Source organism: Streptococcus sp. V728 (genome assembly GCF_052077995.1).
Classification (GTDB): domain Bacteria; phylum Bacillota; class Bacilli; order Lactobacillales; family Streptococcaceae; genus Streptococcus; species Streptococcus infantis_B.
Map to the genome: position 1 here is coordinate 1 of NZ_JBQJJH010000005.1, position 24,988 is coordinate 24,988.

At 41.9% G+C, this 24,988-nt stretch carries 14 protein-coding genes, 1 tRNA gene and 2 pseudogenes; 3 read left to right on the top strand and 14 right to left on the bottom strand.

Going from position 1 to position 24,988, the window contains the following annotated elements; translation table 11 throughout:
- Nucleotides 1-131: 131 nt before the first annotated feature.
- The 9 genes and pseudogenes from ACTO1Y_RS08095 to ACTO1Y_RS08135 form a co-directional block, all read right to left on the bottom strand.
- Nucleotides 132-203, bottom strand: a tRNA-Glu gene (locus tag ACTO1Y_RS08095).
- Nucleotides 204-443: 240 nt separating this feature from the next.
- Nucleotides 444-1,055, bottom strand: coding sequence for a 30S ribosomal protein S4 (gene rpsD / locus ACTO1Y_RS08100; RefSeq protein ID WP_006151012.1), 612 nt, complete (start codon nucleotides 1,053-1,055; stop codon nucleotides 444-446).
- A gap of 201 nt (nucleotides 1,056-1,256) precedes the next feature.
- On the bottom strand, nucleotides 1,257-2,291 hold the full coding sequence (locus ACTO1Y_RS08105; RefSeq protein ID WP_025170046.1) for a sensor histidine kinase: 1,035 nt from the start codon (nucleotides 2,289-2,291) through the stop codon (nucleotides 1,257-1,259).
- Nucleotides 2,288-2,985, bottom strand: a pseudogene (locus ACTO1Y_RS08110) (response regulator transcription factor). The gene ACTO1Y_RS08105 and the pseudogene ACTO1Y_RS08110 overlap by 4 nt, the downstream one beginning before the upstream one ends.
- Nucleotides 2,986-3,065: 80 nt before the next feature.
- Nucleotides 3,066-3,476, bottom strand: coding sequence for an LPXTG cell wall anchor domain-containing protein (locus tag ACTO1Y_RS08115; RefSeq protein WP_441348908.1), 411 nt, complete (start codon nucleotides 3,474-3,476; stop codon nucleotides 3,066-3,068).
- Nucleotides 3,450-4,388, bottom strand: a pseudogene (locus ACTO1Y_RS08120) (SSURE domain-containing protein); the annotation flags it as partial. The gene ACTO1Y_RS08115 and the pseudogene ACTO1Y_RS08120, both read right to left, overlap by 27 nt.
- Nucleotides 4,389-4,538: 150 nt before the next feature.
- Entirely contained in the window at nucleotides 4,539-5,204 is a 666-nt protein-coding gene (locus ACTO1Y_RS08125) for a potassium channel family protein (protein ID WP_254804375.1), read from the bottom strand.
- A gap of 13 nt (nucleotides 5,205-5,217) precedes the next feature.
- Complete coding sequence (locus ACTO1Y_RS08130; protein WP_441348882.1) at nucleotides 5,218-6,594, bottom strand: TrkH family potassium uptake protein; 1,377 nt, start codon at nucleotides 6,592-6,594, stop codon at nucleotides 5,218-5,220.
- A 33-nt stretch (nucleotides 6,595-6,627) separates the two neighbouring features.
- Nucleotides 6,628-7,392, bottom strand: coding sequence for a nucleoside phosphorylase (locus ACTO1Y_RS08135; protein ID WP_441348883.1), 765 nt, complete (start codon nucleotides 7,390-7,392; stop codon nucleotides 6,628-6,630).
- 191 nt (nucleotides 7,393-7,583) lie between these two features.
- On the opposite strand from ACTO1Y_RS08135, the gene ACTO1Y_RS08140 reads away from it, so the two are divergent.
- From ACTO1Y_RS08140 to ACTO1Y_RS08150, 3 genes are all read left to right on the top strand, one after another.
- Nucleotides 7,584-8,036, top strand: a complete 453-nt coding sequence (locus tag ACTO1Y_RS08140; protein WP_006147789.1) for a DUF3290 family protein — start codon at nucleotides 7,584-7,586, stop codon at nucleotides 8,034-8,036.
- Nucleotides 8,033-8,665: a DUF421 domain-containing protein gene (locus ACTO1Y_RS08145; protein ID WP_441348884.1), complete on the top strand. Its 633-nt coding sequence runs from the start codon at nucleotides 8,033-8,035 to the stop codon at nucleotides 8,663-8,665. Before ACTO1Y_RS08140 ends, ACTO1Y_RS08145 begins: the two co-directional genes overlap by 4 nt.
- 117 nt (nucleotides 8,666-8,782) lie before the next feature.
- Nucleotides 8,783-8,986, top strand: a complete 204-nt coding sequence (locus tag ACTO1Y_RS08150; RefSeq protein WP_006151004.1) for a CsbD family protein — start codon at nucleotides 8,783-8,785, stop codon at nucleotides 8,984-8,986.
- A gap of 60 nt (nucleotides 8,987-9,046) precedes the next feature.
- Here the strand turns inward: ACTO1Y_RS08150 and ACTO1Y_RS08155 are convergent, their stop codons facing one another.
- The 5 genes from ACTO1Y_RS08155 to rpoB form a co-directional block, all read right to left on the bottom strand.
- Nucleotides 9,047-10,261: a carbohydrate-binding domain-containing protein gene (locus ACTO1Y_RS08155; protein ID WP_006151006.1), complete on the bottom strand. Its 1,215-nt coding sequence runs from the start codon at nucleotides 10,259-10,261 to the stop codon at nucleotides 9,047-9,049.
- Between the two features lie 153 nt (nucleotides 10,262-10,414).
- The gene (locus tag ACTO1Y_RS08160) at nucleotides 10,415-10,978 is read right to left on the bottom strand and encodes a sugar O-acetyltransferase (RefSeq protein WP_441348885.1); all 564 of its coding nucleotides are present in this window, start codon (nucleotides 10,976-10,978) and stop codon (nucleotides 10,415-10,417) included.
- Nucleotides 10,979-11,123: 145 nt separating this feature from the next.
- On the bottom strand, nucleotides 11,124-17,351 hold the full coding sequence (locus tag ACTO1Y_RS08165) for a CshA/CshB family fibrillar adhesin-related protein (protein WP_441348886.1): 6,228 nt from the start codon (nucleotides 17,349-17,351) through the stop codon (nucleotides 11,124-11,126).
- A gap of 243 nt (nucleotides 17,352-17,594) precedes the next feature.
- Nucleotides 17,595-21,242, bottom strand: a complete 3,648-nt coding sequence (gene rpoC, locus ACTO1Y_RS08170) for a DNA-directed RNA polymerase subunit beta' (protein ID WP_441348887.1) — start codon at nucleotides 21,240-21,242, stop codon at nucleotides 17,595-17,597.
- Nucleotides 21,243-21,274: 32 nt separating this feature from the next.
- A complete protein-coding gene (gene rpoB / locus ACTO1Y_RS08175; protein WP_441348888.1) occupies nucleotides 21,275-24,877 on the bottom strand; it encodes a DNA-directed RNA polymerase subunit beta in 3,603 nt (1,200 codons plus the stop codon).
- Nucleotides 24,878-24,988 lie beyond the last annotated feature (111 nt).

The window sequence follows — 24,988 nt, forward strand, 5'->3', positions numbered from 1 at the left end:
GTCTTGTTCAGTTTTCAAAGGTCTTTGTCGCGCTTGCGACAACTATATTAGTATATCACAGTCATTTTTCTCTGTCAACAGGTTTTTTTAACTTTTTTAAAATCCTATCAACCTTAACCGCGATACACCCATAGTCCGTACGGGATTCGAACCCGTGTTACCGCCGTGAAAAGGCGGTGTCTTAACCCCTTGACCAACGGACCCTGAGCTTTTCAACTCTTTCTATTATACCTACTTTTTGACGCTTGTCAACTGGTTTTTCTCATTTTTTGTAAAATTTTTGTTTTTATCTTTTCCTACATATTAACTACCATCTAATAAACTTACTCTTTATATAAGATAAAACACTATTAACTTTTTATTGTAAAATAGGAGAGATCTTGATTTAAAGTGTAAAACAAAAAGCCCACTGTTGTAGGCTTTTCGTAAGATATTTCTTAAAATTAAAGCATTTTGTTGTAGAATTCAACGATAAGTGCTTCGTTGATTTCTGGGTTGATTTCATCACGTTCTGGCAAGCGAGTCAATGAACCTTCCAATTTTTCAGCGTCGAATGATACGAATGCTGGACGTCCAAGAGTTGCCTCAACAGCTTCAAGGATAGCTGGAACTTTCAATGATTTTTCGCGAACTGAGATCACTTGACCTGGAGTTACACGGTATGAAGGGATATCAACGCGTTTTCCGTCAACAAGAATGTGACCGTGGTTTACGAATTGACGTGCTTGACGACGAGTAGTCGCAAGACCAAGACGGTAAACAACGTTATCCAAGCGACGTTCCAAAAGAAGCATGAAGTTGAAACCAAGGATTCCACCTTTGATTTTTGTAGCTTCTACGAACAAGTTACGGAATTGTTTTTCACCAACACCGTATGTGAAACGAAGTTTTTGTTTTTCAGCTAATTGCAAACCGTATTCTGACAATTTTGAACGGTTGTTTGGTCCGTGTTGACCTGGTACGTAGTTACGACGTGCCAATTCTTTACCTGTACCTGTAAGTGAAAGGCCAAGGCGACGAGCTTGTTTCCAAGATGGTCCTGTATAACGTGACATATGTATGTCCTCCTGATATAAATAATATTCGGTGGAAATAGTCACTTAGAAAGCCCTGATTCGTGCAGATGCCCTTCGCCTAAACAGCCAAGGTTACTTATCATAAGACACCTGTTGACGAGCTTCATGCTTGCCTGCTGCTATTTCACACAAAGGCTATTGTATCATGAATCCGTCGATTTGTAAAGAGATTTTACGCCTTTATTTCAAATTAAGGCAGAATGTGAACTTGCTTCCTAAGCCATATTGACTTTCTGCTGTGATTTTGCCACCAAGCTGATGGGCCAATTCTTGTGCAATCGCAAGACCTAATCCATGCCCACCTGTCTTCATATTTCGTGAAGTTTCTACACGATACAATCGGTTAAAAATTTTTCCCAAATCTTCAGGAAGGATACCCTGCCCCTCGTCTTTCACACTGATTGTCAGCTCTTGTTCTGTTAATTGAGCAAGAACCTCGATTCTGGTTCCTGGTTCTGAATATTTAAAGGCATTGTTTAACAAATTGACCAGAATACGAGAAAGTTTGTCAGAATGGCTCTTGATTTTCGCCGACTCAGGTGATACTTGAATGTAAACATCACGCTCCTCTTGTTCAATCTGGAGTTGAAATTCACTCATTGACTCAATCAACAGCTGATCTAAAAAGACCTCTTCGACTTCTTCATCAGCAGTATCTTGAGGTTGTCTGTTAAGAGTCAAAACATCCAATTCCTCCACTAGCTTGTTTAGACGCTCAGTTTGCCGACCAATCGTGGTTAAATAGTGGAACCGCTCCTCTTCTTTAATCACTCCATCTAGAATTCCCTCCACAGTAACCTGAATGGAGGTAATGGGAGTTTTAATATCGTGAGAGAGCTGCGCAATCATCATTCTCTTTTCTTGCTCGCTCTCATCAAGTGATTGAAAGGTAGCCTGCAAATTGTGGGACATGTCATTAAAAGCCTGGCCTAGCTCTTGAAATTCTAATGGGCCTTTGGTTTCGATTTCTGTACTGAAATCCTTGCTTGCTATATCCTGAGCTTGTTTTTTCAAATGTTTCAGAGAAGAGAAAACGGGCGACAAAAGAAAGATGCTCACTGCAGCGCCAATGAAACTAGCAATCAAGGTCATTCCAACTAGAAAGTAAACTTCACTTTTATCAATCAACATTCGTTGGATTGCCCAGAAAACAACCAAAATCGTTAGTAGAGTCGAAACTAGATACCCCACTAAAATATAGCTTTTTAATTTCATTTTTTTTCTCTCGGTCTTTCCATCTTATAGCCCAATCCCCAAACAGTTTTGATAGCAGGAGTGTTTAAATTCGTATACTTACTCAACTCTTGTCTCAAAGCATGAATATGAACATTGAGTGTATTGGTATCATCCACATAGTCCTCTTGCCATACCTTCTCATAAAGTTCAGTCTTTGAAAAGACTCTCTCAGGATTGCTAGCTAATATCCATAGAAGTTCAAAAGATTTCACTGTCAATTCCAAAGGCTGTTCCCCAATGCGAACCTCATGAGTCACATGGTTGATCACTAAGTCACCAAACTCAATTTGCTCGGTCTCTCCGCCACGACTAAGGCGGCACAAGATATTATTCACTCTCAAAACCAATTCCCGTGGGCTAAACGGTTTAGCTATAAAATCATCTGCCCCCAAACTTAATCCATAAATCTTATCTTGTTCGCTTGTCTTAGCAGTTGTAAAGAGAAAGGGTTGATCAGGAGCAATATACTGAACTTCACTGATGAAATCATAACCGTCCATATTAGGCATCATGATATCTGTGATAATGAGGTCGATAGTTTTTTTCTAAAAAGTTCCAATCCTTCCTTACCATCATGGGCGACTAAAACATCGTAGCCTGCCTGTAAAAGATAACGATTTTGAATATCTAGAATATCTATCTCATCATCAACCAACAAAATTGTCTTTTTCATCTGACACTCCTTTGACAAAAACAGTGTTATGCTTGCTTTAGTATAACACTATTTTCCGTAATGTTTAAATGATTTGAACCTTAATCTTCTCTTTTGGTTTTCCAACCCAAAAATCCAACAAGACCGGCCAAGGCGAGTCCAAAGAATCCAAGAGTAGCCATTGCGGTTTGGGCTTCACCGGTATATGGAAGCATGTCTTTTTGGTCTTTCATTTGATCAACCATCATTGGACTTGACACCTTGTTATTAGATGCCATCTTGCCTTCATCAGACGCTTTGCTTGAGGCTGCTAGAGCTTGGTCTTGTTTCATGCTTGGTGTTGCCATTGGCTGGCTAGCGTTCATGGTTTTGTCCTGCTCTTTGCTAGGCATCATCTTATCCTGGCTAGCAGCTGGCATTTGAGATTTCATATTAGACGCATCTTGATGACTATTTATCATTGGAGTCGGCATAGCTGAACCATTAGAAGATGGAGCAAAGCCTGACTGCATCGGAATAGGGGACTGTTGTCCGTTCAAATTCACTGTCAAATCCTTAGTCGCTACGAGGTTGCTCAAATCTGCTTTACCATCTTTCGCACCGTACACCTTAATTGTAGCTTTATAACTTCCGTTTTGTTTTAAGAGGTCAAGCAAGTCTTTATCAGATTTGCCTTGGGTGCCTGCTAAATCTACTTCATAGAAGTAGAGACCTTTGCCCAATTTCTCTACTGGTGGGAGAGCAGGATTTCTTGCTAAACCGTTGTCTGACCATGGAGCCTTGTCTGATGCCTTCAGAATCAAACGAGTCAACATACCGTCACCGGCAAAGAATTCATATGGGATCACTTGGTTGACTCCGGCTGTGAATGGACCTGGGAAATTAGCTCTATCCAAGTAAGAAGCTGGGACTTCTACTGTGTCTTTGGTGTTGTCGGCCACACCTTTTTGCACTTCAGCTGGAGTGGTCGCTGGTTGCGCTTCACTGGCTTCGCGGTCTTGTCCAGAAGCTGTAGACATAGGATCTTCCACAGGTTTAACTGCATCTTCTGTTGGTTTCTTAGAGTCAGGTTGTGCTTGCACTTCTTCTTTTGGTGCTACTACTGGCTCTTTAGCAGTTTCGTCCGCTTTTTCTGAAGAACTTGTCGTATCCACACTTGCTTGAGGTGTTGGAACAGACTGTTCTGAAGGAAGAACTACATCGACTGCTTTTTTTAGAGCCTCTGTTGGTAAGTCGCTCTTTTAACTCACCGAAGTGTCGTTTGGCATGACTTGGGCCGGTGTCGGATTGACGACATCTGCACGTACAGAACCTGGTTGACCGACTAGGACAAAGAAGCCACTAGCCACAACAACTGAAGCAACACCTACACTGAGGTGGCGAATAGACCAACGAGTATATCTCTGATTTGGATTGAATTTCATAGGATTCTCCTTAGAGTTTTCTTTTTTTGATAGCTCTAGTATAATCTCCTAAAATTAAAAAGGATTAAGAAAAAGTTAAAATTTTTCTTAAATCCTTCTTATAAAATACTTATATTGGCTCAATAGGAAAAAAGAATGGTCATTTCTCTTTTAATCATTGAGGTGTGCTAGATTATCCAAATATTGGTTATTGATTACTGCCATCATATAGCCATCAGCTTTCAATTGATCATTCGGCCCAAATTGAACATCCAAGGGAGCATTTTCATAGTCACGAAAACCAAGAATATTGAGATTGTATTGTCCTCGAAGATCAAGTTCACTTAGACTCTTACCTGCCCACGACCTTGGAATTTTCATTTCGACTATCGAGACATTTTTGTCCAACTGAAAAACATCAACGCTGTTATTAAATAAAATAGTCTGTGCCAACGAACGACCCATCTCATATTCTGGTGAAATAACTGAATCTGCACCAATTTTTTCAAGGACTTTTTTTGCTGTATGGCTTTTAACCTTAGCAATAACAGTTGGTACTCCTAGACTCTTGCAATGCATGACTGCAAGCACACTAGATTCTAAATTTTCCCCAGTTGCCACCACAACTGTATCGCAGGTATCAATTCCTGCTGAGAGTAAGAGCTCTTCATCGGTAATATCTCCAACAACTCCACGTACCAAGACTGGTTCGAACTGATTGATTCGTTCCTCATGGTCGTCAATGGCGATAATATTTATATCATGCTGAGCGAGAGCGGTAAGTACACTACTCCCAAAAATACCCAAACCTAAAATTCCAATTGTCCGATCTGACATAGTTTATCCTTTCTTATCCTATCGTAATATCTGCTTTCATATAGTGGATCATATCTTTCTTATCTGGTTGATACTCAGCCAAACTAACTAATAGTGTCAGTGGCCCAATTCGTCCGATAAACATCAGTAGCATGATAATGCTAAGAGCTAATCTGCCTAACTCTGGTGTCAGATTGGCAGTCACTCCGACCGTGGCAAGCGCTGAAATTGTCTCGAACATGATGTAGATAAAGCGCGGATTCCCTTCTGCTGTTACCCCTAACAGGATCAAGCCCAGCAAGAAAGTTAGCAAGAAGATAATAAAGACACTGAATGATTTTTGGACTGTCCGAGGTAAAATTGTTCTTCGAGCTACATTGGCATGAGGCAAGCCTAAAAGCTCACTGCGTGCAAATACTAATAATACAAAGAAGGTTGTGATTTTAAGCCCCCCGGCTGTTCCACCAGGCGCCCCACCGAGAAACATTTGTAAGATATAAATCAGCAAAGTAACAGGCCTAGCCTGAGTAAAATCAATAGAAGCGAAGCCTGCCGTCCGCATGCTGACAGTTTGGAAGAAACTGACTAGCAATTTATCTGGGAAGTTGAGATTTCCAATCGTTCCCGGATTGTTCCACTCTATCAAGAGGGTTGAAACTGTTCCAGTAAATAAAATTCCAGCTGTCAAGAAGAGAACCAACTTGGTATGGAAGCGAAGCCGACGTTTTTTCTTGCTCAACTGCGTGGCCAGGTCAAACCAAACCATGAACCCTAGACCACCTGTGATGATCAAAGCAGCAAGCACTAGATTAATCAAAGGATCAGTTTGAAAAGCTACTAAACTTGTACTTCCAAAATTATCAAAACCAGCATTACAGAAAGCTGAAATAGCTACGAAGATAGATGTAAAAATTCCTCGGCCCCAACCAAATTCCGGAACAAAACGAAAACTTAACAGGAAGGCTCCGAGTCCTTCAACGATAAAAGTCGTCAAGAAAATCGAACGTATGAAAACCATTAAAGACTGAGTTTCTCCATAACTAAAGCTCTCCAGAATTGTTTCACGGCTACGAAGGCTGAGCTTTTGCTTACTTTGAATATAAAAGACCCCTATAAAGGTCATGAGACCCAAACCACCAATCTGGATCAAAAACATACAGATTAACTGACCCCAGATGTTATATGTAGTAGCTACTGGTTGAGTAAAGAGTCCTGTCACACAGACCATGGATACTGCTGTAAAGAGATGGTCGAAATAGGTCGCTTGGGAGCTTGTTGCTTGCACAAATGGCAGACTCAAAAGGAGAGAGCCTGCGAAAATAACCAAAGCAAAACTTAAAAAAATTCGACGAGCAGGTGATAAACGTCCCAAGGTCGTGTTTATTTTTTCCGAAAATGATTTGAATAACATAGTTACATTGTACCATAAAAACAATTAAAGCAGTCACATATGACTAACGATTTCAAGACATAGTTCTAAGGCCTTGTTAAAAGCTTCTGCACCCCAATCACGGCTATCATAATTTTCTAAATCCGCTAGAGAGTCGGCTGTAAATAGAAGTTGACCCCAAACGACTCCTCGAAGCTGGGCAACTGCTGCAAGAGCTGCACACTCCATCTCCACAACTGCACAGCCTTCTTTCTTACGATAGGCAACTTTTTCAGCTGTTTCTCGGTAAAAACCATCTGTCGACCAAGTCATAACCTCTTCATAAGGAATGCCTAGTTGTTCCAAGACTTGCTCAATGGCAGAGATAGCCTCAATCTGCATCTCCATATAACGAGAAGGCGCTACATAGTGGTAGCTGGCCCCCTCATTTCGCAGAGCGCGAACAGGGACGAGAAAGGCATTTTCCTCTATATCGGCTAGGACTCCACAAGTACCAGTGGAAATGATTTGCTGCACACCATAGCCAATCAACCAATCCATAAACTGGGCCGCTGGAGCGGAACCGACAGGCGCTTGGGCAAGACACACTTTTTCACCTTTGTAGTCCATGACATAAACCGGGTAGGTCTTAGTGGCAGAAACAAACTCCCCTACGCAATCTGCTTCTACTTCCTGAGCATAGCGGTCAATCTCTTCTTCCAAAAATGCATAGATGCACTTCTTTGGTAACTGTAAATCCAAGCCTTCGTGATTCGGCACGATGACTGCCTGAGGATTATCGTCAAACTCTAAAATAGGAATAGCATGTTTTTGAATCATAGAATACCTCCTCTAAATTTTTACTATTATAACAAAAGCCAAACGAAAGTCAAGACGGGAGGCTAAGTCAAATCATAAAAAACCTACCTTAAGTAGGAAACAACAATTAAATGCTTTTTCCTCTACTAACAAAATTGCTAAAACTTAGGAATTAGTTTATAATAGATTGAATTTGAAAAAGGGAGGTTCTTATGAAATTCTATTCATATGACTATGTTCTAAGCCAGATCAGTCAACAGGATTGGGTCATGATTATTGTGTCGACGCTCTTAGTGATTGTGACTGGATTCTTTGCATTTAAGGCTTTCAAAGATAAAAGAGGGAGTAAGTTCCGTGAATTATCGCTCATTTCTATTTTGACGTTAATTGCTTTTGTATTGATTAGCATTACGAATCTTCAAAACAACCAATCCAATGATAATCAATTTCGTAGTTCCTTGCACTTCATCGAAATTGTATCAAAAGAGTTAGGTGTTGATAAGAAAAATGTTTATGTCAACACATCAGCAGTGACTGATGGGGCGATTATTAAAGTAGGTGACAATTTTTATCGTGCCATTAGTGGGACTGACCAAGATAGCTATTTATTAGAAAAGATGGAACTCTATAAATCAGATGTGGAACTCGTGGAGGTTGAAAAATGATAAGCTTTTTTGCTACAATTGCAATTAAATTAGCCTTGGGGCTACTTTCTCTTGTTTTTGTTATTAACGTAACAGGTAAAGGAAATTTAGCACCAAGTTCTGCAGTAGATCAAATCCAGAACTTTGTTCTCGGGGGTATTATCGGTGGGGTTATCTACAATAGCTCGATTACCATCATCCAATACGTAACAATCTTAATCATCTGGACTATTCTCATCCTGCTCCTTAAATGGTTGAATACCAATATTTCCTTTTTCAAACACTTAATTGACGGGAAACCAACTATTATCATCAAAAATGGTAAGTTAGATCCTGAAGCCTGTCGCACAAAAGGTCTAGCTGCGGCTGATGTTGCTCTTAAATTGCGCTCTCAAGGAATTTTCCAATTGAAGGATGTCAAGAGAGCTGTGATTGAGCAAAACGGACAGCTGATTGTCGTAAGAATGGGTGACGAAAATCCAAAATATCCTCTCATTACCGATGGTGTTGTCCAAGTTGAAATCCTAGAAACCATTGGCAAATCCGAGGAGTGGCTAACTGAGAAATTGAAAGAAGAAGGTTTCGAAGAAGTCTCAAATATCTTTATTGCTGAATATGATAAAGGTCAATTGAATGTTGTAACCTATTAAAAAAATAAACTGATGCTTTTCGTATCAGTTTTTTGCTTTTTAGCATAAAAGGGTATATACTTAAATTAGTATCTGATGTAATTTAGATAATACAAAAAATTAACGGAGGTATCCCCCATGTCAATCGAAGAAAAATTCAACCAAGCTAAAGGTTCTGTCAAAGAAAGTTTTGGTAAACTTACTGGCGATACTAAAACTCAAGCGGAAGGAGCTGCAGAAAAAGTAGCTTCAAAAGCTAAAGAAGTTGCTGAAGATGCTAAAGAAGCTGTCGAAGGTGCAGTATCTGGCGTGAAAAACATCTTTAAAAAAGACGGAGAATAATTCTTTCTCATCCTAATATCATAAAAATCTCCCTTCTCTTTCGAGAAAGGAGATTTTCTTTTATGGTCGTCCACCAGGTGCACCACCAGGTGCTCCTCCGCCTCCAGGAATAGAGTTAACGATTTCAGTTTGTTTTTCACCATTGAGGTAGATATCTCCACCTGTATAGCTAGCTGTTCCATCAAAGTCAAATCCTGTTTGACCAGTCATCTTAATAGTTCCACCTGTGACAGTGATATTCCCATTTGAGTCAATCGGATCAGTGTCTCCTTGACCAACTTCAACGGTCAAGTTCCCACCATTCATGGTGAAGAAGATTTCACTTTGCTGGGCATTTTTGTTGGCTGCATTAACACCATCGTCTGTCGCGTAAATAGTAATGTCCCCACCGTTAATAGTGATTGACTTACCTTCAAGACCTTCTGTAGAATTCTTAACTGTGTAGGTTCCGCTATCGATAACCAAATCACCTGATGCATGGATACCATCATCACCAGCAGTAACAGTGATAGTATTATCAGAGAGATACATGGTTCCAACAGATGTATCGTCATCATTGTCTACCTTGACACCGTCCTCCTTGGCATCTACGGTCATGGTTGTGCCAGTAATGTTAAGTTCATCATTGACATTAAAGGCATCTCCGACTGCTGTGATGTTGTAGGTTCCACCTGTGATGTGAAGTGTATCGTTAGCCTTGATAGCATTGTTTTTCTTGCCATCTACATTGAGAGTTCCTTTACCGTTGATGGTTAAGTCCACTTTAGAGAAGAGTGCTGCATCCGCCTTTTCATCACTATTCGTTGCTGAATCTGACAGGCTATTGGTTGTACCATCTGCTAGAGTTAAGTAAACATGACCGGCTGATGTGGCAGAAATAGCTGCATTAGTATTGGTCATGGTAACGCCATTTAGAACAATATGTACATCATCAGTCTTTTCAGCTTCAATTTTGATTTGAACACCGTCAGATTGACCTGAAATCACATAGGTACCAGACTTAGAAATTGTGACGGTAGAATCTGATACGGCAACTCCGTCACCAGATACTGTCGCTGTTGATCCTGACAGCGTTACAGTTGATGCAGACTTTTCATCGTAAGAAGTATCATAGTCTTTATCCGTAAAATAGCTAGTTTTCTTAGCGTTTGTAGTTGATGTGGTGCTTGTTGCGGTATTGCTAGTTGTTGAATTTGATGTTGACTGGGCACATGCCGTCACCAGAGACAGAGTAGCAATCGTCGTTAATAAGAAAGTCCATTTTTTTGTTTTCATACTAGTTTCCTCATCTTCATTTTACTTAGTATCATTCTATAGAAACTCCCTAAAAATAACCTAAATTTTTTCTGAAAATTTTCTTAAACCTACTTAGCACTATTGATAAGTAAAATCATTTACAAATAAAAAGAACAGCTTTTCGCTGTTCTTTTAGTTTTTTTTGACTGGAATTTCTTTGATAACTCGTGCTGGATTTCCTGCAAGGACTACATTGTCGCCAAACGACTTAGTAATAACTGCTCCTGCTCCTGCAAGAACATTATCACCTAAAGTAACACCCGGTAGGACAATGACTCCACCACCTGCCCAGAAATTTTTCCCAATCGTAATGGGTTTCCCAAATTCTATCCCAGAATTTCGTTCGTCGGGATCAAGGGGATGAAGAGGGGTTAAAAATTGGCAGTTGGGTCCAATCATGGCATTGTCTCCAATGGTAATCGGACAAACATCCAACATGGTTAAATTCCAATTGGAATAAAAATTCTCTCCCAAATAGATATTGACACCATAATCAACCATCAAACGAGTATTGACATAGAGATTTTCACCAGTTGAGCCAAACCATCCTTTGATGATTTCCAAACCTTTTACTGGATCGACTTCTTCATTAAATGAGGCTTGCTTTTGTCGTGCTATTTGTGCTAGAGCACGAAGTTCTGGATCGAACGGGTGATAAGGTTCTCCCGCAATCATTTTTTGATATTCACTTTTCATCGTTTGACTTCCTTGTTTGCTTTACAAGATTGTAGCATAGTTCTATCCTTAAAACAAGCAGCAAAGAGATTAAAAAAACTAGTACATCTAATGATGTACTAGTTTTTAAGTAGAAAGTTAACTATTCCTATCTTTAAAAGTCAGATTAGTCTTCTTTCTTTTTACGAGCGATAAGTCCAAATCCACTCAAGACACCTACTAAACCAAGGGCAGCAAGGCTAGCATGATCTTCAGTACCAGTATTTGGCAATTGGTCAGTTGTCCAAACGACCTCTTCAGCAACTGGGGCTGGTTTTTCTTGAACTGGTGCTGGCACCGGAGCTGGTGTTGGTGCTGGCGTTGGCACTGGTGCTGGCGTTGGCACTGGTGTTGGTGCTGGCGTTGGCACTGGTGCTGGTGCTGGCGTTGGTGTTGGAGTTGGTGTTGGAGTTGGTGTTGGAGTTGGTGTTGGCGTTGGTGTTGGAGTTGGTGTCACTTTCTTCTTGTAAATGTGTTGGACATTACCATCTTTATCAACAACTGTCTTCACAAACTCGTAACCTGGAATATCTTTCTTAGGTTGTTCGCCATCTTCTGTTGGGTAGCCTGGAATTGGTTTACCATTTTCATCAACATATGAAGTTGTTACTTTTTCGTAGACATGGACTGTATCCCCGTTAGGCAATTTCTTAGTTTCAACGAAGCGGTAACCTGGGATATCTTTCTTAGGTTGTTCACCGTCTTCTGTTGGGTTACCTGGAATTGGTTTACCATCTTTGTCTACAAACGTAGTAACTGGGGTTACAGTTGGTGTGTAAGTTGCAGAAACTTTTGTTCCGTTAACATCTTCACGCACAACTGTCACTGATGGAGCAGTTCCAGTAAATTCTGGTTCTGGTTTAAAGGTTACTGTTCCATCTGGAGCTACTGTGTATGTACCAACTCCTTCAACAGTCTTAGTTGTTGAACCATCTTCAAATGTAGCTGGAACATCATTATTCATAGGCACATCTGGGTTACCTGGTGTAAAGGTTGGTTTACCAGATTGTTCTTTACCTTTTGGTCCAATAGATGTAGCTGGTTCCGCTGTAGGAGTTACTGGAGTTACAGTTGGTGTGTACTTAGCTGTAACTGGCGTACCATTCTTGTCAACACGTTTAACAGTCACGCCTGTTCCTGTTCCTGTGAATGATTTTTCTGGTACGAATGTAACGGTTCCATCTGGGGCTACTGTGTATGTTCCTTCGCCTGGAATTACCTTAGTTGTTGAACCATCTTCAAATGTAGCTGGAACATCTTCATCCATCGGCACATCTGGGTTACCTGGTGTGAAGGTTGGTGTACCTGTTTGTGTCTTGCCTTGGATATCTGTTGATGTTGTTGGTTCCGCTGTTGGTGTTACTGGAGTTACAGTTGGGGTGTACTTAGCTGTAACTGGTGTACCGTTCTTGTCAACACGTTTAACAGTCACGCCTGTTCCTGTTCCTGTGAATGATTTTTCTGGTACAAATGTAACGGTTCCGTCTGGAGCTACTGTGTAAGTTCCTTCACCTGGAATTACCTTAGTTGTTGAACCATCTTCGAAGGTTGCAGGTGTATCATCATCCATTGGTACACTTGGGTTACCTTCTGTAAAGTTTGGTTTGCCTGTTTGTGTCTTACCTTGGATATCTGTTGATGTTGCCGGTTCTGCTGTTGGCACAACTGGAGTAATCTTAGGTGTGTATGTTGTTTCAGCCGGAGTGCCGTTGGCGTCTTTAGCTTGAACCTTAACTGGAACGACTTCACCTGAGTAAGATTTATCAGTTGGTGTGAAGGTTACAAGGCCTGTTTCTTTATCGACTGTGAAAGTACCGATTTCTTTCCCTTCTGGTGATTTAGCGACTACTGATGCAGCTGGTTGACCGTTTTCATCAAGGAGAGTAATGGTATCCTTGTCGATTGGTGCTACTGGATCACCTTCTGTGAAGGTTACAGTTCCAGTTTGAACGACACCTTGAGGTGCTTCTGATTCAGCTGGAGTTGCTGTAGGAGTTACTGGAGTTACAGTTGGTGTGTACTTAGCTGTAACTGGTGTACCATTCTTATCTACACGTTTAACAGTTACGCCTGTTCCTTTACCTGTGAATGATTTTTCTGGTACGAAAGTAACAGTTCCATCTGGTGCTACTGTGTAAGTTCCTTCACCTTCAACTGTCTTAGTTGTTGAACCATCTTCAAAGGTTGCAGGTGTATCATCATCCATTGGGACATTTTCATTACCTGGTGTGAAGGTTGGTTTACCTGTTTGTTTTTGACCTTGTTTGTCAGTTGATGTTGCATCTTCAGCTGTTGGTTTAACTGGTGTTACTGTTGGTGTGTATGTCGCAGAAGCTTTTGTTCCGTTCTTATCTTCGCGGACAACTGTCACGGCTGGAGCAGTTCCTACGAATGATTTTTCTGGTACAAATGTGACAGTACCGTCTGGAGCAACTGTGTAAGTACCAACACCTTCAACGGTCTTAGTTGTTGATCCATCGTCAAATGTCGCTGGAACATCTTCGTTGATTTCAACAGTTTTCTCAACGCCATCAACCGTTACAGTTCCACCCTTGAATTCAGGCTTACCTGTTTGAGTAGCACCTTGGATATCTGTAGTTTCAACTGGTGTTGCAGTTGGTGTTACTGGTAATACTGTTGGTGTGTAGGTCGCTGAAGCTTTTGTTCCATTCTTATCTTCGCGGACAACTGTCACTGCTGGAGCAGTTCCTACGAATGATTTTTCTGGTACAAATGTGACAGTACCGTCTGCTGCTACTGTGTATGTACCAACACCTTCAACTGTCTTAGTTGTTGAACCATCGTCAAATGTTGCTGGAACATCTTCGTTGATTTCAACAGTTTTCTCAACACCGTTAACTTCAACTGTACCACCCTTGAATTCAGGCTTACCTGTTTGAGTTGCACCTTGAATATCTTTTGTTTCTGCTGGTGTTGCAGTTGGTGTTACTGGTAATACTGTTGGTGTGTATGTCGCTGAAGCTTTTGTTCCATTCTTATCTTCGCGGACAACTGTCACTGCTGGAGCAGTTCCTACGAATGATTTTTCTGGAACAAATGTAACTGTACCATCTGCTGCTACTGTGTAAGTACCAACGCCTTCTACTGTTTTAATTGTTGAACCATCGTCAAATGTTGCTGGAACATCTTCGTTGATTTCAACAGTCTTCTCAACACCGTTAACTTCAACTGTACCACCCTTAAATTCAGGCTTACCTGTTTGAGTTGCACCTTGAATATCTTTTGTTTCTGCTGGTGTTGCGGTTGGTGTTACTCCTACCACAGTTGGTGTGTACTTAGCTGTAGCAGTCTTAATGTACTCTTCTTGAATCTTACCGTCTTTATTTCGACCAACTGGCGCTGACAATGTAACTTCCACACCTTTGGCTGTACCAGTAAAGCTTGGTTCTGGAGTGAAGGTTACTTCACCAGTTGTAGGATTGATAGTGTAAGTTCCTTCTCCTGCTACTGTTACAGATGTCGCATCAATAGTACGACCAGTTGCTGGGTCTACCAACTTAGCAGGATATTCTGCACTTGGGGTGATGGAAATCTTGTCACCTTTTGCGTTAGACGCAGTTGTGTTAAAGGTTGGTGTTTCTTTTTGAGTCGCACCTTGAATATCTTTAGAAGTCTTGTCAACTCCTTCAATGTCAATCGGTGTTACAGTTGGAACATATTGACCATCCATGGTATTCAACTGACCATCAATGTTTGCTTCTTTGTCTGGGAATTTTGATGACCAACCCGTATCGTAACCATTGTTATCTACACGACGGATAGAGATACCATCTGCAGTTCCTAGGAAGTTATCCTCAGGAATAAACTCAACGTCTACGTCTTTACCGTTGGCAGTGATCTTGTATTTACCTTGACCTGGAACGACATAGTAACCATCTGCATCAAGAGTTGCACGGTTGCCATCTTTATCAACGATGTATGGTTCTACAGTTTCGTCGATGACTGCCTGAGAGTTACGTTGATACTTGTGCTCTCCACGTGCTGTAAAGGTTACTGTTGCTGTTTGTTTAGTAGCTTGAGGACCAGAAGTTTCCTTAAATTCCCCTTTAGGTGGGTGGGTGATTTGAGTCTTGAAGTCTTCTACTTCCCCTGAAAAGGCCATACCCGTTGGACTTTCAATCTCAGTAGCTTTCTTAGCAATACGGACACGAGCACCAAGCTCGTTGACGCTAGGATCGATGTAAGTCTTGCTGTTTGCAAAGGTCAACTCAACAGTGCCATCTTGTGTGATTGTAGCGAGATTTGAGCGTTCATCCTCATCGAATTTACCATTTTGGTTAAAGTCTACCCAACCATAGATATGTGCTTCTGAAGCTCCATCCAAATGGGCTTGAACTGACATCTTGTAGTTCCCTGGGCGTGTACGGTCCATCTTGATCATCTCATTGGTTGTCCCTTTGAGTTCATCCGGAAGCAATTGGTTAATTCCTTCATCGGCCGTAGTTGAGTTGTCATCACCGAACCAGTCGAGAGTTGTGTTCTCATCCATATCTGGGCTCACGCTACCAAGATACGGTTGATTTACTTTAGCTCCAGTAACACCGTCAACAGTTGCAATGGTATGGACTGCCTTACCGTATGACTCAGGAGCATCCCCTTCATCAAGTGGGAAGAATCCTAGCATAGCAGACTGTTTACCACCCGAAGCGATGTAAAGTCCAACTTCAGAGGCACCACGTGTCATCACGAGTGGAACAGTATAATTACCTGCAGAAATGTTTGGTCCAAAGACACCAGTCCCAAGACCACCAGTTACTTGGTCAGGATTTCCGAAATATTTCCAAGCTACTGGTTTCTTTTCTGGTCCAACTTGATCAGAATCACGAAGTTGTCTTAGGTTAATGTTATTATATTTAGGTTTAGACCCCAAAAGATTATCTGTATCTTGCGGAACGTAAGTTTCAGAGGTGGATGGTCTGGTAGACTTTTTCCATTCTCCAAGGTGTTGCCAACCTCCTCCATTGGTAGTGAACATAACAAATTCACCAGGGTTAGCAGATTCCCCATCAGCCATAACAATAGCTGGCTTAACTGTCTTACCACGGAAGGTCGCAGAGATTTCAAACTGAACTCCAATATTTCCACCATTCATAGCTGAACTCATGGTAGTCTTCTTGGTTTTCGTATCAACATTTTCAAATCTAATTTCAGTCCAATTATTTTGAGCATCAGCGACAACGTCGGCTTCCATGCCATCGTTAAAAGCTTTTTTAGCCCCTGTTGAAGTAACACCCTTTACATAGCCATTTTTTGCATTTGGATCATAGGTTGCTTTTTCAGCTTCTGTAGCCCCTTGGTCTTCCATCCGTTTTTTGTAGATTTCAGTCGCTTGGAAAGGCTTCAAGGATTTGACTTTTACCGTAACTACATAGCCAGGCATGATTTCCTTGGTATAAGTAGCGCCAACTTGAAGAGCTAGTTTTTCTTCTAAATCTTTATCAGGATATTGGTCATTTTTAGGAACGAGGACTGTTTTTGCTCCCTTCCAGTTAGCAACATCTCCAAAGTCCAACCATGTAATCTGGCTAGTCATAGATTTGGCATCAACATCTGTTGTAAAGCCAGGTTTTTCAACCTTTGGAGTTGATGTTGCGTCTACAACGTCTGCACCAATTCCAGTAGCTGTTGCAGTATCTGCACGGAAGGCAGTATTCTTATCAATCTCTTTACCATTACGAGGGTCATTTTCCCCTGTATTTGCGATTGCGTTTGTAGTTTTGGCTGGTGCTGTGTTTTCAGCTGGTTTTCCAGTAGTTGCTTCTGTTGTAGCAGGAGTTTCAACTACTGGTTTTTCTACTTTAGCTACTTCCTTGTTTTTAAGTTTCGCATTGACAGTCGTTACGAGTGATTGGTAAGCTGCGTCCAATTCAGCTTGGCTTGTAGCAGTTGCAAGAGCATTTTGAGCGTTTGCAAGACTTGCTTTGAGAACTTCTACACTCTCATCTGTCTTGTTACTGTATTTACCATTTGCCAAGTTTGCTTCAACTTCAGCAACATAAGCTGCTAATGTTTCAGTTTTAAGCTCAGGTTTTACCTCAGTTGAAACTGCAGGAGCTGCTTCTGCTTGGTAAGTTACTTCTTTAGCTGTTGTAGTTTCTTTAGCTGTTGTTGCTTCAGCCACAACTGGAGTTTCAGCTTTACCGACTTCTGTCGTTGCTGCAACACCATCAGCTTGTTGTTCTTCCGTCACTTCATCGGCACCAACACCTGTGGCAGTTCCGAGCATCACTAACGTTCCAAGTAGGACCGAGCAAACTCCTACATGAAGTTTACGGATCGAGAATCGACTGATTCGGTCGTTAAACAAATCATTTTTCACGATTTTTTCCTCCATTCCCCTTTTGGGAGTATATTTTTTTATCATTTATGCATTGTTTTTTACAAAATCCTAAACATGCGACTGTCTTATTTTATCATGACAAAGTCTAAAAAGCAAAGCTTTTTGCTCACTTTTTTCAAAATGAAATTAATATGTTTTAATTCCATAATATTCCTATTTTTTTAGGAAAATATACATTACACTTTCATGACCAACACACACCAAAAGAGGGAAGTTCCCCTCTTTTAGATGAGTAGATTATTCACTTGTTTCAACAGTCTCAACTAGGACATCTACTTGCTCTTCTTGTGAATCTGCAAGGAGTGACTCTTCGTTGACTGCTTGTGGTTCAAGGTTACGGTAGCGAGCCATACCAGTACCAGCTGGGATAATCTTACCGATGATAACATTTTCCTTGAGACCAAGGAGATGGTCTTTCTTACCACGGATAGCTGCATCTGTAAGGACACGAGTTGTTTCCTGGAAGGAAGCAGCTGACAAGAAACTATTTGTTTCAAGTGAGGCTTTTGTGATTCCCATTAGGACTGGACGACCTGTTGCTGGAACTCCACCTGCGATAAGAACATCTTTGTTAGCATCTGTAAAGTCGTTGATATCCATGAGAGTACCCATGAGAAGATCCGTATCACCTGGATCCATGACACGGACTTTACGGATCATTTGACGAACCATTACCTCGATGTGTTTGTCTCCGATTTCTACCCCTTGGCTACGGTATACTTTTTGTACTTCACCAAGTAGGTAGGTTTCAACTGACAAGACATCACGTACAGCAAGGAGACGTTTTGGTTGGATAGAACCTTCTGTCAAGGCTGCACCGCGAGAAACTTGGTCTCCAACTTCTACACGCATACGTGCTGTGAATGGTACCACGTATTCGCCTTCGCCAGTTTCACCTTTAACGAAGACTTTCTTAGTACGAGTTGAAGCATCTTCTTCGATTGCTGTAACTTCCCCTTTGACTTCTGTGATGACCGCTTCCCCTTTAGGATTGCGGGCTTCAAAGATTTCTTGGACACGAGGAAGACCTTGAGTGATATCGGTATTTGAGGCAACCCCACCCGTGTGGAAGGTACGCATTGTAAGCTGTGTACCAGGTTCCCCGATAGATTGGGCAGCGATTGTACCAACTGCTTCACCAACTTCAACCGCATCACCAGTCGCTAAGTTAATACCATAACAATGACGGCAGACACCATGACGAGTGTTACATGTAAATACGGAACGGATTGTTACTTCTTCAACACCAGCATTGACAATTTCACGTGCTTTGTCTTCTGTAATCAATTCATTTGGACCGATGATAACTGCACCAGTTTCTGGATGCTTAACAGTTTTCTTAGTGTAACGACCATTGAGACGCTCTTCGAGAGACTCAATCATCTCTTTACCTTCAGTGATAGAACGGATCAAGAGACCACGGTCAGTTCCACAGTCATCCTCACGGATGATAACATCTTGGGCAACGTCAACCAAACGACGAGTCAAGTAACCTGAGTCGGCTGTTTTAAGGGCCGTATCGGTCATACCTTTACGAGCACCGTGAGTTGAGAAGAACATTTCGAGTACTGACAAACCTTCGCGGAAGTTTGAAAGGATTGGCAATTCCATGATACGTCCGTTCGGAGCAGCCATCAGACCACGCATACCGGCAAGCTGTGAGAAGTTCGAGATGTTACCACGGGCTCCAGAGTCCATCATCATAACGATTGGGTTCTTAGGATCTTGGTTGGCAACCAAACGTTTCTCCAATTTTTCACGGGCAGCACGCCATTCAGCTGTAACAGCATTATAGCGTTCATCATCTGTGATCATACCACGACGGAATTGTTTTGTGATTTGTTCTACACGTTTGTGTGATTCTTCGATGATTTCAGCCTTATCTTCAACGACTGGGATATCGGCAATACCCACTGTCAAACCTGCAAGTGTTGAGTGGTGGTAACCGAGGTTCTTCATACGGTCAAGTAGGGCAGAAGTCTCTGTCGTACGGAAACGTTTGAAGATTTCAGCAATGATATTTCCAAGGTTTTTCTTCTTAAATGGGGCGTTAATTTCAAGTTTGCTAATAGCTTCCTTGATATTTGCACCTAGTGGCAAGAAGTACTTATCTGGAACACCTTCTGTCAAGTTCGCATTTGTAGGTTCTTGCAAGTAAGGTAGGCCTTCTGGCATGATATCGTTGAAAAGGATTTTACCGACAGTTGTAAGCAAGATTTTGTGTTTTTGCTCTTCTGTCCATGGTTTGTTGAGGCTATCTGTTGCAATACCAACACGTGAGTGAAGGTGAACATAACCATTACGGTAAGCCATAACAGCTTCGTCACGGTCTTTGAAGACCATTCCTTCACCTTCACGACCAGCTTCTTCCATGGTCAAGTAGTAGTTACCCAAAACCATGTCCTGAGATGGAGTAACAACTGGTTTACCATCTTTAGGATTCAAGATATGCTCAGCAGCAAGCATCAAGATACGAGCTTCTGCTTGAGCTTCTTCTGAAAGCGGTACGTGGATGGCCATTTGGTCACCGTCGAAATCGGCATTGTAGGCTTCACAGACAAGTGGGTGCAAACGAAGGGCTTTACCATCAATCAAGACCGGCTCGAAGGCTTGGATACCCAAACGGTGAAGGGTAGGTGCGCGGTTCAAAAGAACTGGGTGTTCTTTGATCACTTCTTCGAGGATATCCCAGATGCGTTCATCTCCACGTTCTACCAAGCGTTTAGCCGCTTTAACGTTTTGCACGATATCGCGCGCTACGATTTCACGCATAACGAATGGTTTAAAGAGTTCGATGGCCATTTCACGTGGCACACCACATTGGTACATCTTAAGAGTTGGACCAACGGCGATAACAGAACGTCCTGAGAAGTCAACACGTTTACCGAGCAAGTTTTGACGGAAGCGTCCTTGTTTCCCTTTGAGCATGTGGCTCAATGATTTAAGCGGACGACTACCTGGTCCTGTGATTGGACGACCACGACGACCATTGTCAATCAAAGCGTCAACTGCTTCTTGAAGCATACGCTTCTCATTTTGAACGATGATACCTGGTGCATTCAACTCAAGCAAACGAGCCAAACGGTTGTTACGGTTGATAACACGACGGTAAAGGTCGTTCAAGTCAGATGAGGCAAAACGACCACCATCCAATTGCAACATTGGACGAAGATCTGGTGGAATAACCGGAAGGATATTAAGAACCATCCATTCAGGTTTGTTTCCAGACTTGTGGAAAGCATCCAAAACATCCAAACGACGGATAGCTTTGACACGTTTTTGTCCAGTAGCTGTTTTCAACTCTTCTTTGAGTTCAGCAATTTCTTTTTCAAGATCAACTTGTTTCAAGAGATCTTGGACAGCCTCAGCACCCATTTTGGCAACGAATGATCCTTGACCATATTCACGCAAGCGTTCACGGTATTCACGCTCTGTCATGATAGATTTGTGCTCAAGTGGTGTATCTTTTGGATCGATCACCACGTAAGCAGCAAAGTAGATAACTTCCTCGAGGGCACGAGGACTCATATCAAGGGTCAAGCCCATACGGCTTGGAATTCCCTTGAAATACCAGATATGAGATACAGGAGCTTTCAACTCGATGTGTCCCATACGTTCACGACGAACTTTTGTACGCGTTACTTCAACACCACAACGGTCACAAACAATCCCTCTGTAACGAATGCGTTTGTATTTACCACAAGCACATTCCCAGTCTTTTGTAGGACCAAAGATCACTTCATCAAAGAGTCCTTCACGTTCTGGTTTCAACGTACGGTAATTGATTGTTTCAGGTTTTTTGACTTCTCCATAAGACCATGAACGGACTTTGCTTGGAGAAGCTAGTGTGATTTGCATACTTTTAAAACGATTTACATCAACCACTATTTCTTCCCTTTCTATTTTAAGTGAACTGCTTATTCTTGCTCAGCAGCTTCTTCTGTTGCTTCCGCTTTTGCATTTTCTTCAGCTTCAAAGGCTGCTTTTGCCTCTTGAGCTGCTCTTTCGCGGGCTTTTTCAAGGTCATCTACGTGGATGACATCATCGTCTTCCACTTCATCGAGGTCACGAAGTTCCACTTCTTGATCATCTTCGTCAAGGACACGCATGTCAAGACCAAGAGATTGCAATTCTTTTACAAGAACTCGGAACGATTCTGGAACACCTGGTTTTGGAATTGGTTTTCCTTTTGTAATAGCTTCATAAGCTTTCAAACGTCCGTTGATATCGTCAGACTTGTAGGTCAAGATTTCTTGAAGGACATTTGATGCACCATAGGCTTCAAGTGCCCAAACCTCCATCTCACCGAAACGTTGTCCACCAAACTGAGCTTTACCTCCAAGTGGTTGTTGTGTAACGGTTGAGTATGGCCCGACTGAACGTGCGTGCAATTTATCATCAACCATGTGGTGAAGTTTGATCATGTACATGACACCGACTGACACACGGTTATCGAATGGCTCACCTGTACGTCCATCGTAAAGAATTGTCTTAGCATCACTATCCATACCTGCTTCTTTGACAGTGTCCCAAAGATCTTCAGAACTTGCTCCGTCAAAGACTGGTGTTGCGATGTGGATACCAAGAGTACGAGCAGCCATACCTAGGTGAAGCTCCATAACCTGACCGATATTCATACGCGATGGCACCCCAAGTGGGTTCAACATGATATCGACTGGAGTTCCATCTGGAAGGTAAGGCATGTCTTCTACAGGAACGATACGAGAGACAACCCCTTTGTTTCCGTGACGTCCGGCCATCTTATCTCCGACCTTAATCTTACGTTTTTGAGCGATATATACGCGAACCAGCATATTAACACCAGATTGCAATTCATCACCATTTGCACGTGTAAAGATTTTAACATCACGAACAACACCGTCGGCACCGTGTGGTACACGAAGAGAAGTATCACGAACTTCACGAGATTTGTCTCCGAAGATAGCGTGCAAGAGGCGTTCTTCAGCAGAAAGGTCTTTTTCACCCTTAGGTGTTACTTTACCTACAAGGATATCTCCTTCTTTAACCTCAGCACCGATACGGATAATCCCCATTTCGTCAAGGTCTTTAAGGGCATCTTCACCAACGTTTGGAATTTCACGAGTGATTTCTTCAGGGCCAAGCTTTGTATCGCGAGTTTCTGATTCGTATTCTTCAAGGTGGACAGATGTGTAGACATCATCTTTGACCAAGCGTTCGCTCATAATAACGGCATCCTCGAAGTTGTAACCTTCCCATGTCATGTAGGCAACGATTGGGTTTTGTCCAAGCGCCATTTCACCTTTTTCCATAGAAGGTCCATCAGCGATAAAGTCGCCTTTTTCAACGACATCACCAACTTTTACAAGGGTGCGTTGGTTGTAGGCAGTACCTGAGTTTGAACGACGGAATTTTTGGATATGGTAAACATCAAGCGAACCGTCTTCACGACGAACTTCTACCTTATCTGCATCTGCATAGGTAACTTTACCATCGTATTGAGCGATAACAGCCGCTCCAGAGTCGTGAGCTGCTTGATATTCCATACCAGTACCAACAAATGGTGCTTTTGGATCAATCAAAGGCACAGCCTGACGTTGCATGTTAGCACCCATGAGGGCACGGTTGGAGTCATCGTTTTCCAAGAAAGGAATACATGCTGTCGCAACGGCAACTACCTGTTTTGGAGAAACATCCATATAATCAACACTTGATGCTGGATATTCTTGGTTAACCCCTTGGTGACGTCCCATGACAACTTTTTCTGCGAAAGTTCCATCAGCATTCAATTTAGAGTTAGCCTGAGCAACTGTGTACTCATCTTCTTCATCGGCAGTCAACCAAACGATTTCGTTGGTTACTTTACCAGTCGCACGATCAACCTTGCGGTATGGTGTTTGAATGAAACCATACTTGTTCAAGTGTCCATATGAAGACAAGTTGTTGATCAAACCGATGTTGGGTCCTTCAGGCGTTTCAATCGGACACATACGACCATAGTGAGTGTAGTGCACGTCACGCACTTCATATCCAGCGCGGTCACGTGTCAAACCACCAGGTCCTAAGGCAGATAAACGACGTTTGTGTGACAACTCAGAAAGTGGGTTGTGTTGATCCATGAACTGTGACAATTGAGATGAACCAAAGAATTCTTTGATTGCAGCAGTTACTGGACGGATATTAATGATTTGTTGAGGTGTTAACACTTCGTTATCTTGAACAGACATACGTTCACGAACGTTACGTTCCATACGTGAAAGTCCAAGACGTACTTGGTTGGCAAGCAATTCACCAACGGCACGGATACGACGGTTTCCGAGATGGTCAATATCATCGACACGACCGATACCTTCAGCCAAGTTGAGGAAATAGCTCATTTCAGCAAGGATGTCTGCTGGTGTGATAGTTCGAACTTTATCACCTGGATTTGCATTACCGATGATTGTTACAACACGATCTGGATCAGTTGGTGCTACAAGCTTGAATTTTTGGAGTACGACTGGTTCTGTCAATACCGCTGAGTCATTTGGAGTGTAGACAATCTTGTTCAAATCACCATCCAAGTGACCTTCGATGCTTTCGATGACATCGCGAGTCATGACAGTCCCTTTTTCAACCAAGATTTCACCAGTTTCTGGGTCTACCAATGGTTCAGCAATTGTTTGATTCAACAAACGGTTTTTGATATTGAGTTTCTTGTTGATCTTGTAGCGTCCAACAGCTGCCAAGTCATAACGACGTGGGTCGAAGAAACGAGCTACAAGCAAGGTACGTGAGCTCTCAGCAGTTTTTGGTTCACCTGGACGAAGGCGTTCATAAATTTCTTTCAAAGCCTCGTCTGTACGAGAGTCCATTGGATTTTTATGGATATCTTTTTCAACAGTGTTACGAACCAATTCGCTGTCACCAAAGATATCAAAGATTTCGTCATCACCTGAGAAACCAAGCGCACGAACCAAGGTCGTAAATGGAATTTTACGCGTACGGTCGATACGAGTGTAGGCGATGTCTTTTGAGTCACTCTCAAGTTCCAACCAAGCTCCACGGTTAGGGATAACTGTTGAACCGTAACCTACTTTGCCGTTTTTATCTACCTTGTCATTAAAGTAAACACCTGGTGAGCGCACCAACTGTGATACGATGATACGTTCACCACCGTTGATGATGAAAGTACCCATCTCAGTCATGATTGGGAAATCACCAAAGAAAACTTCTTGAGTTTTGATTTCGCCAGTTTCTTTGTTAATCAAGCGGAAAGTTACAAAGATTGGTGCTGAGTAACTTGCATCATGGATACGAGCTTCTTCAAGCGTGTATTTTGGTTCTTTGATTTCGTAGCCAACAAACTCTAACTCCATAGTGTCAGTAAAGTTTGAAATTGGCAATACATCTTCAAACACTTCCTTCAGACTATGGTCTAGGAAATCTTTGAATGAATCAGTTTGAATTTCAATCAAATTTGGTAAGTCAAGAACTTCTTTAATTCTTGAAAAACTACGACGGGTACGATGTTTCCCGTATTGAACGTCATGTCCTGCCAAGATGATTCTCCTTTGTAAATAAAGTTCCAAGCTTAGTTGTCTAAGCTAATAATTATCGTTAAATGGTCCTAAAACCCCTATCAACTTATCCTTCTCGACTAATTTTCAGAA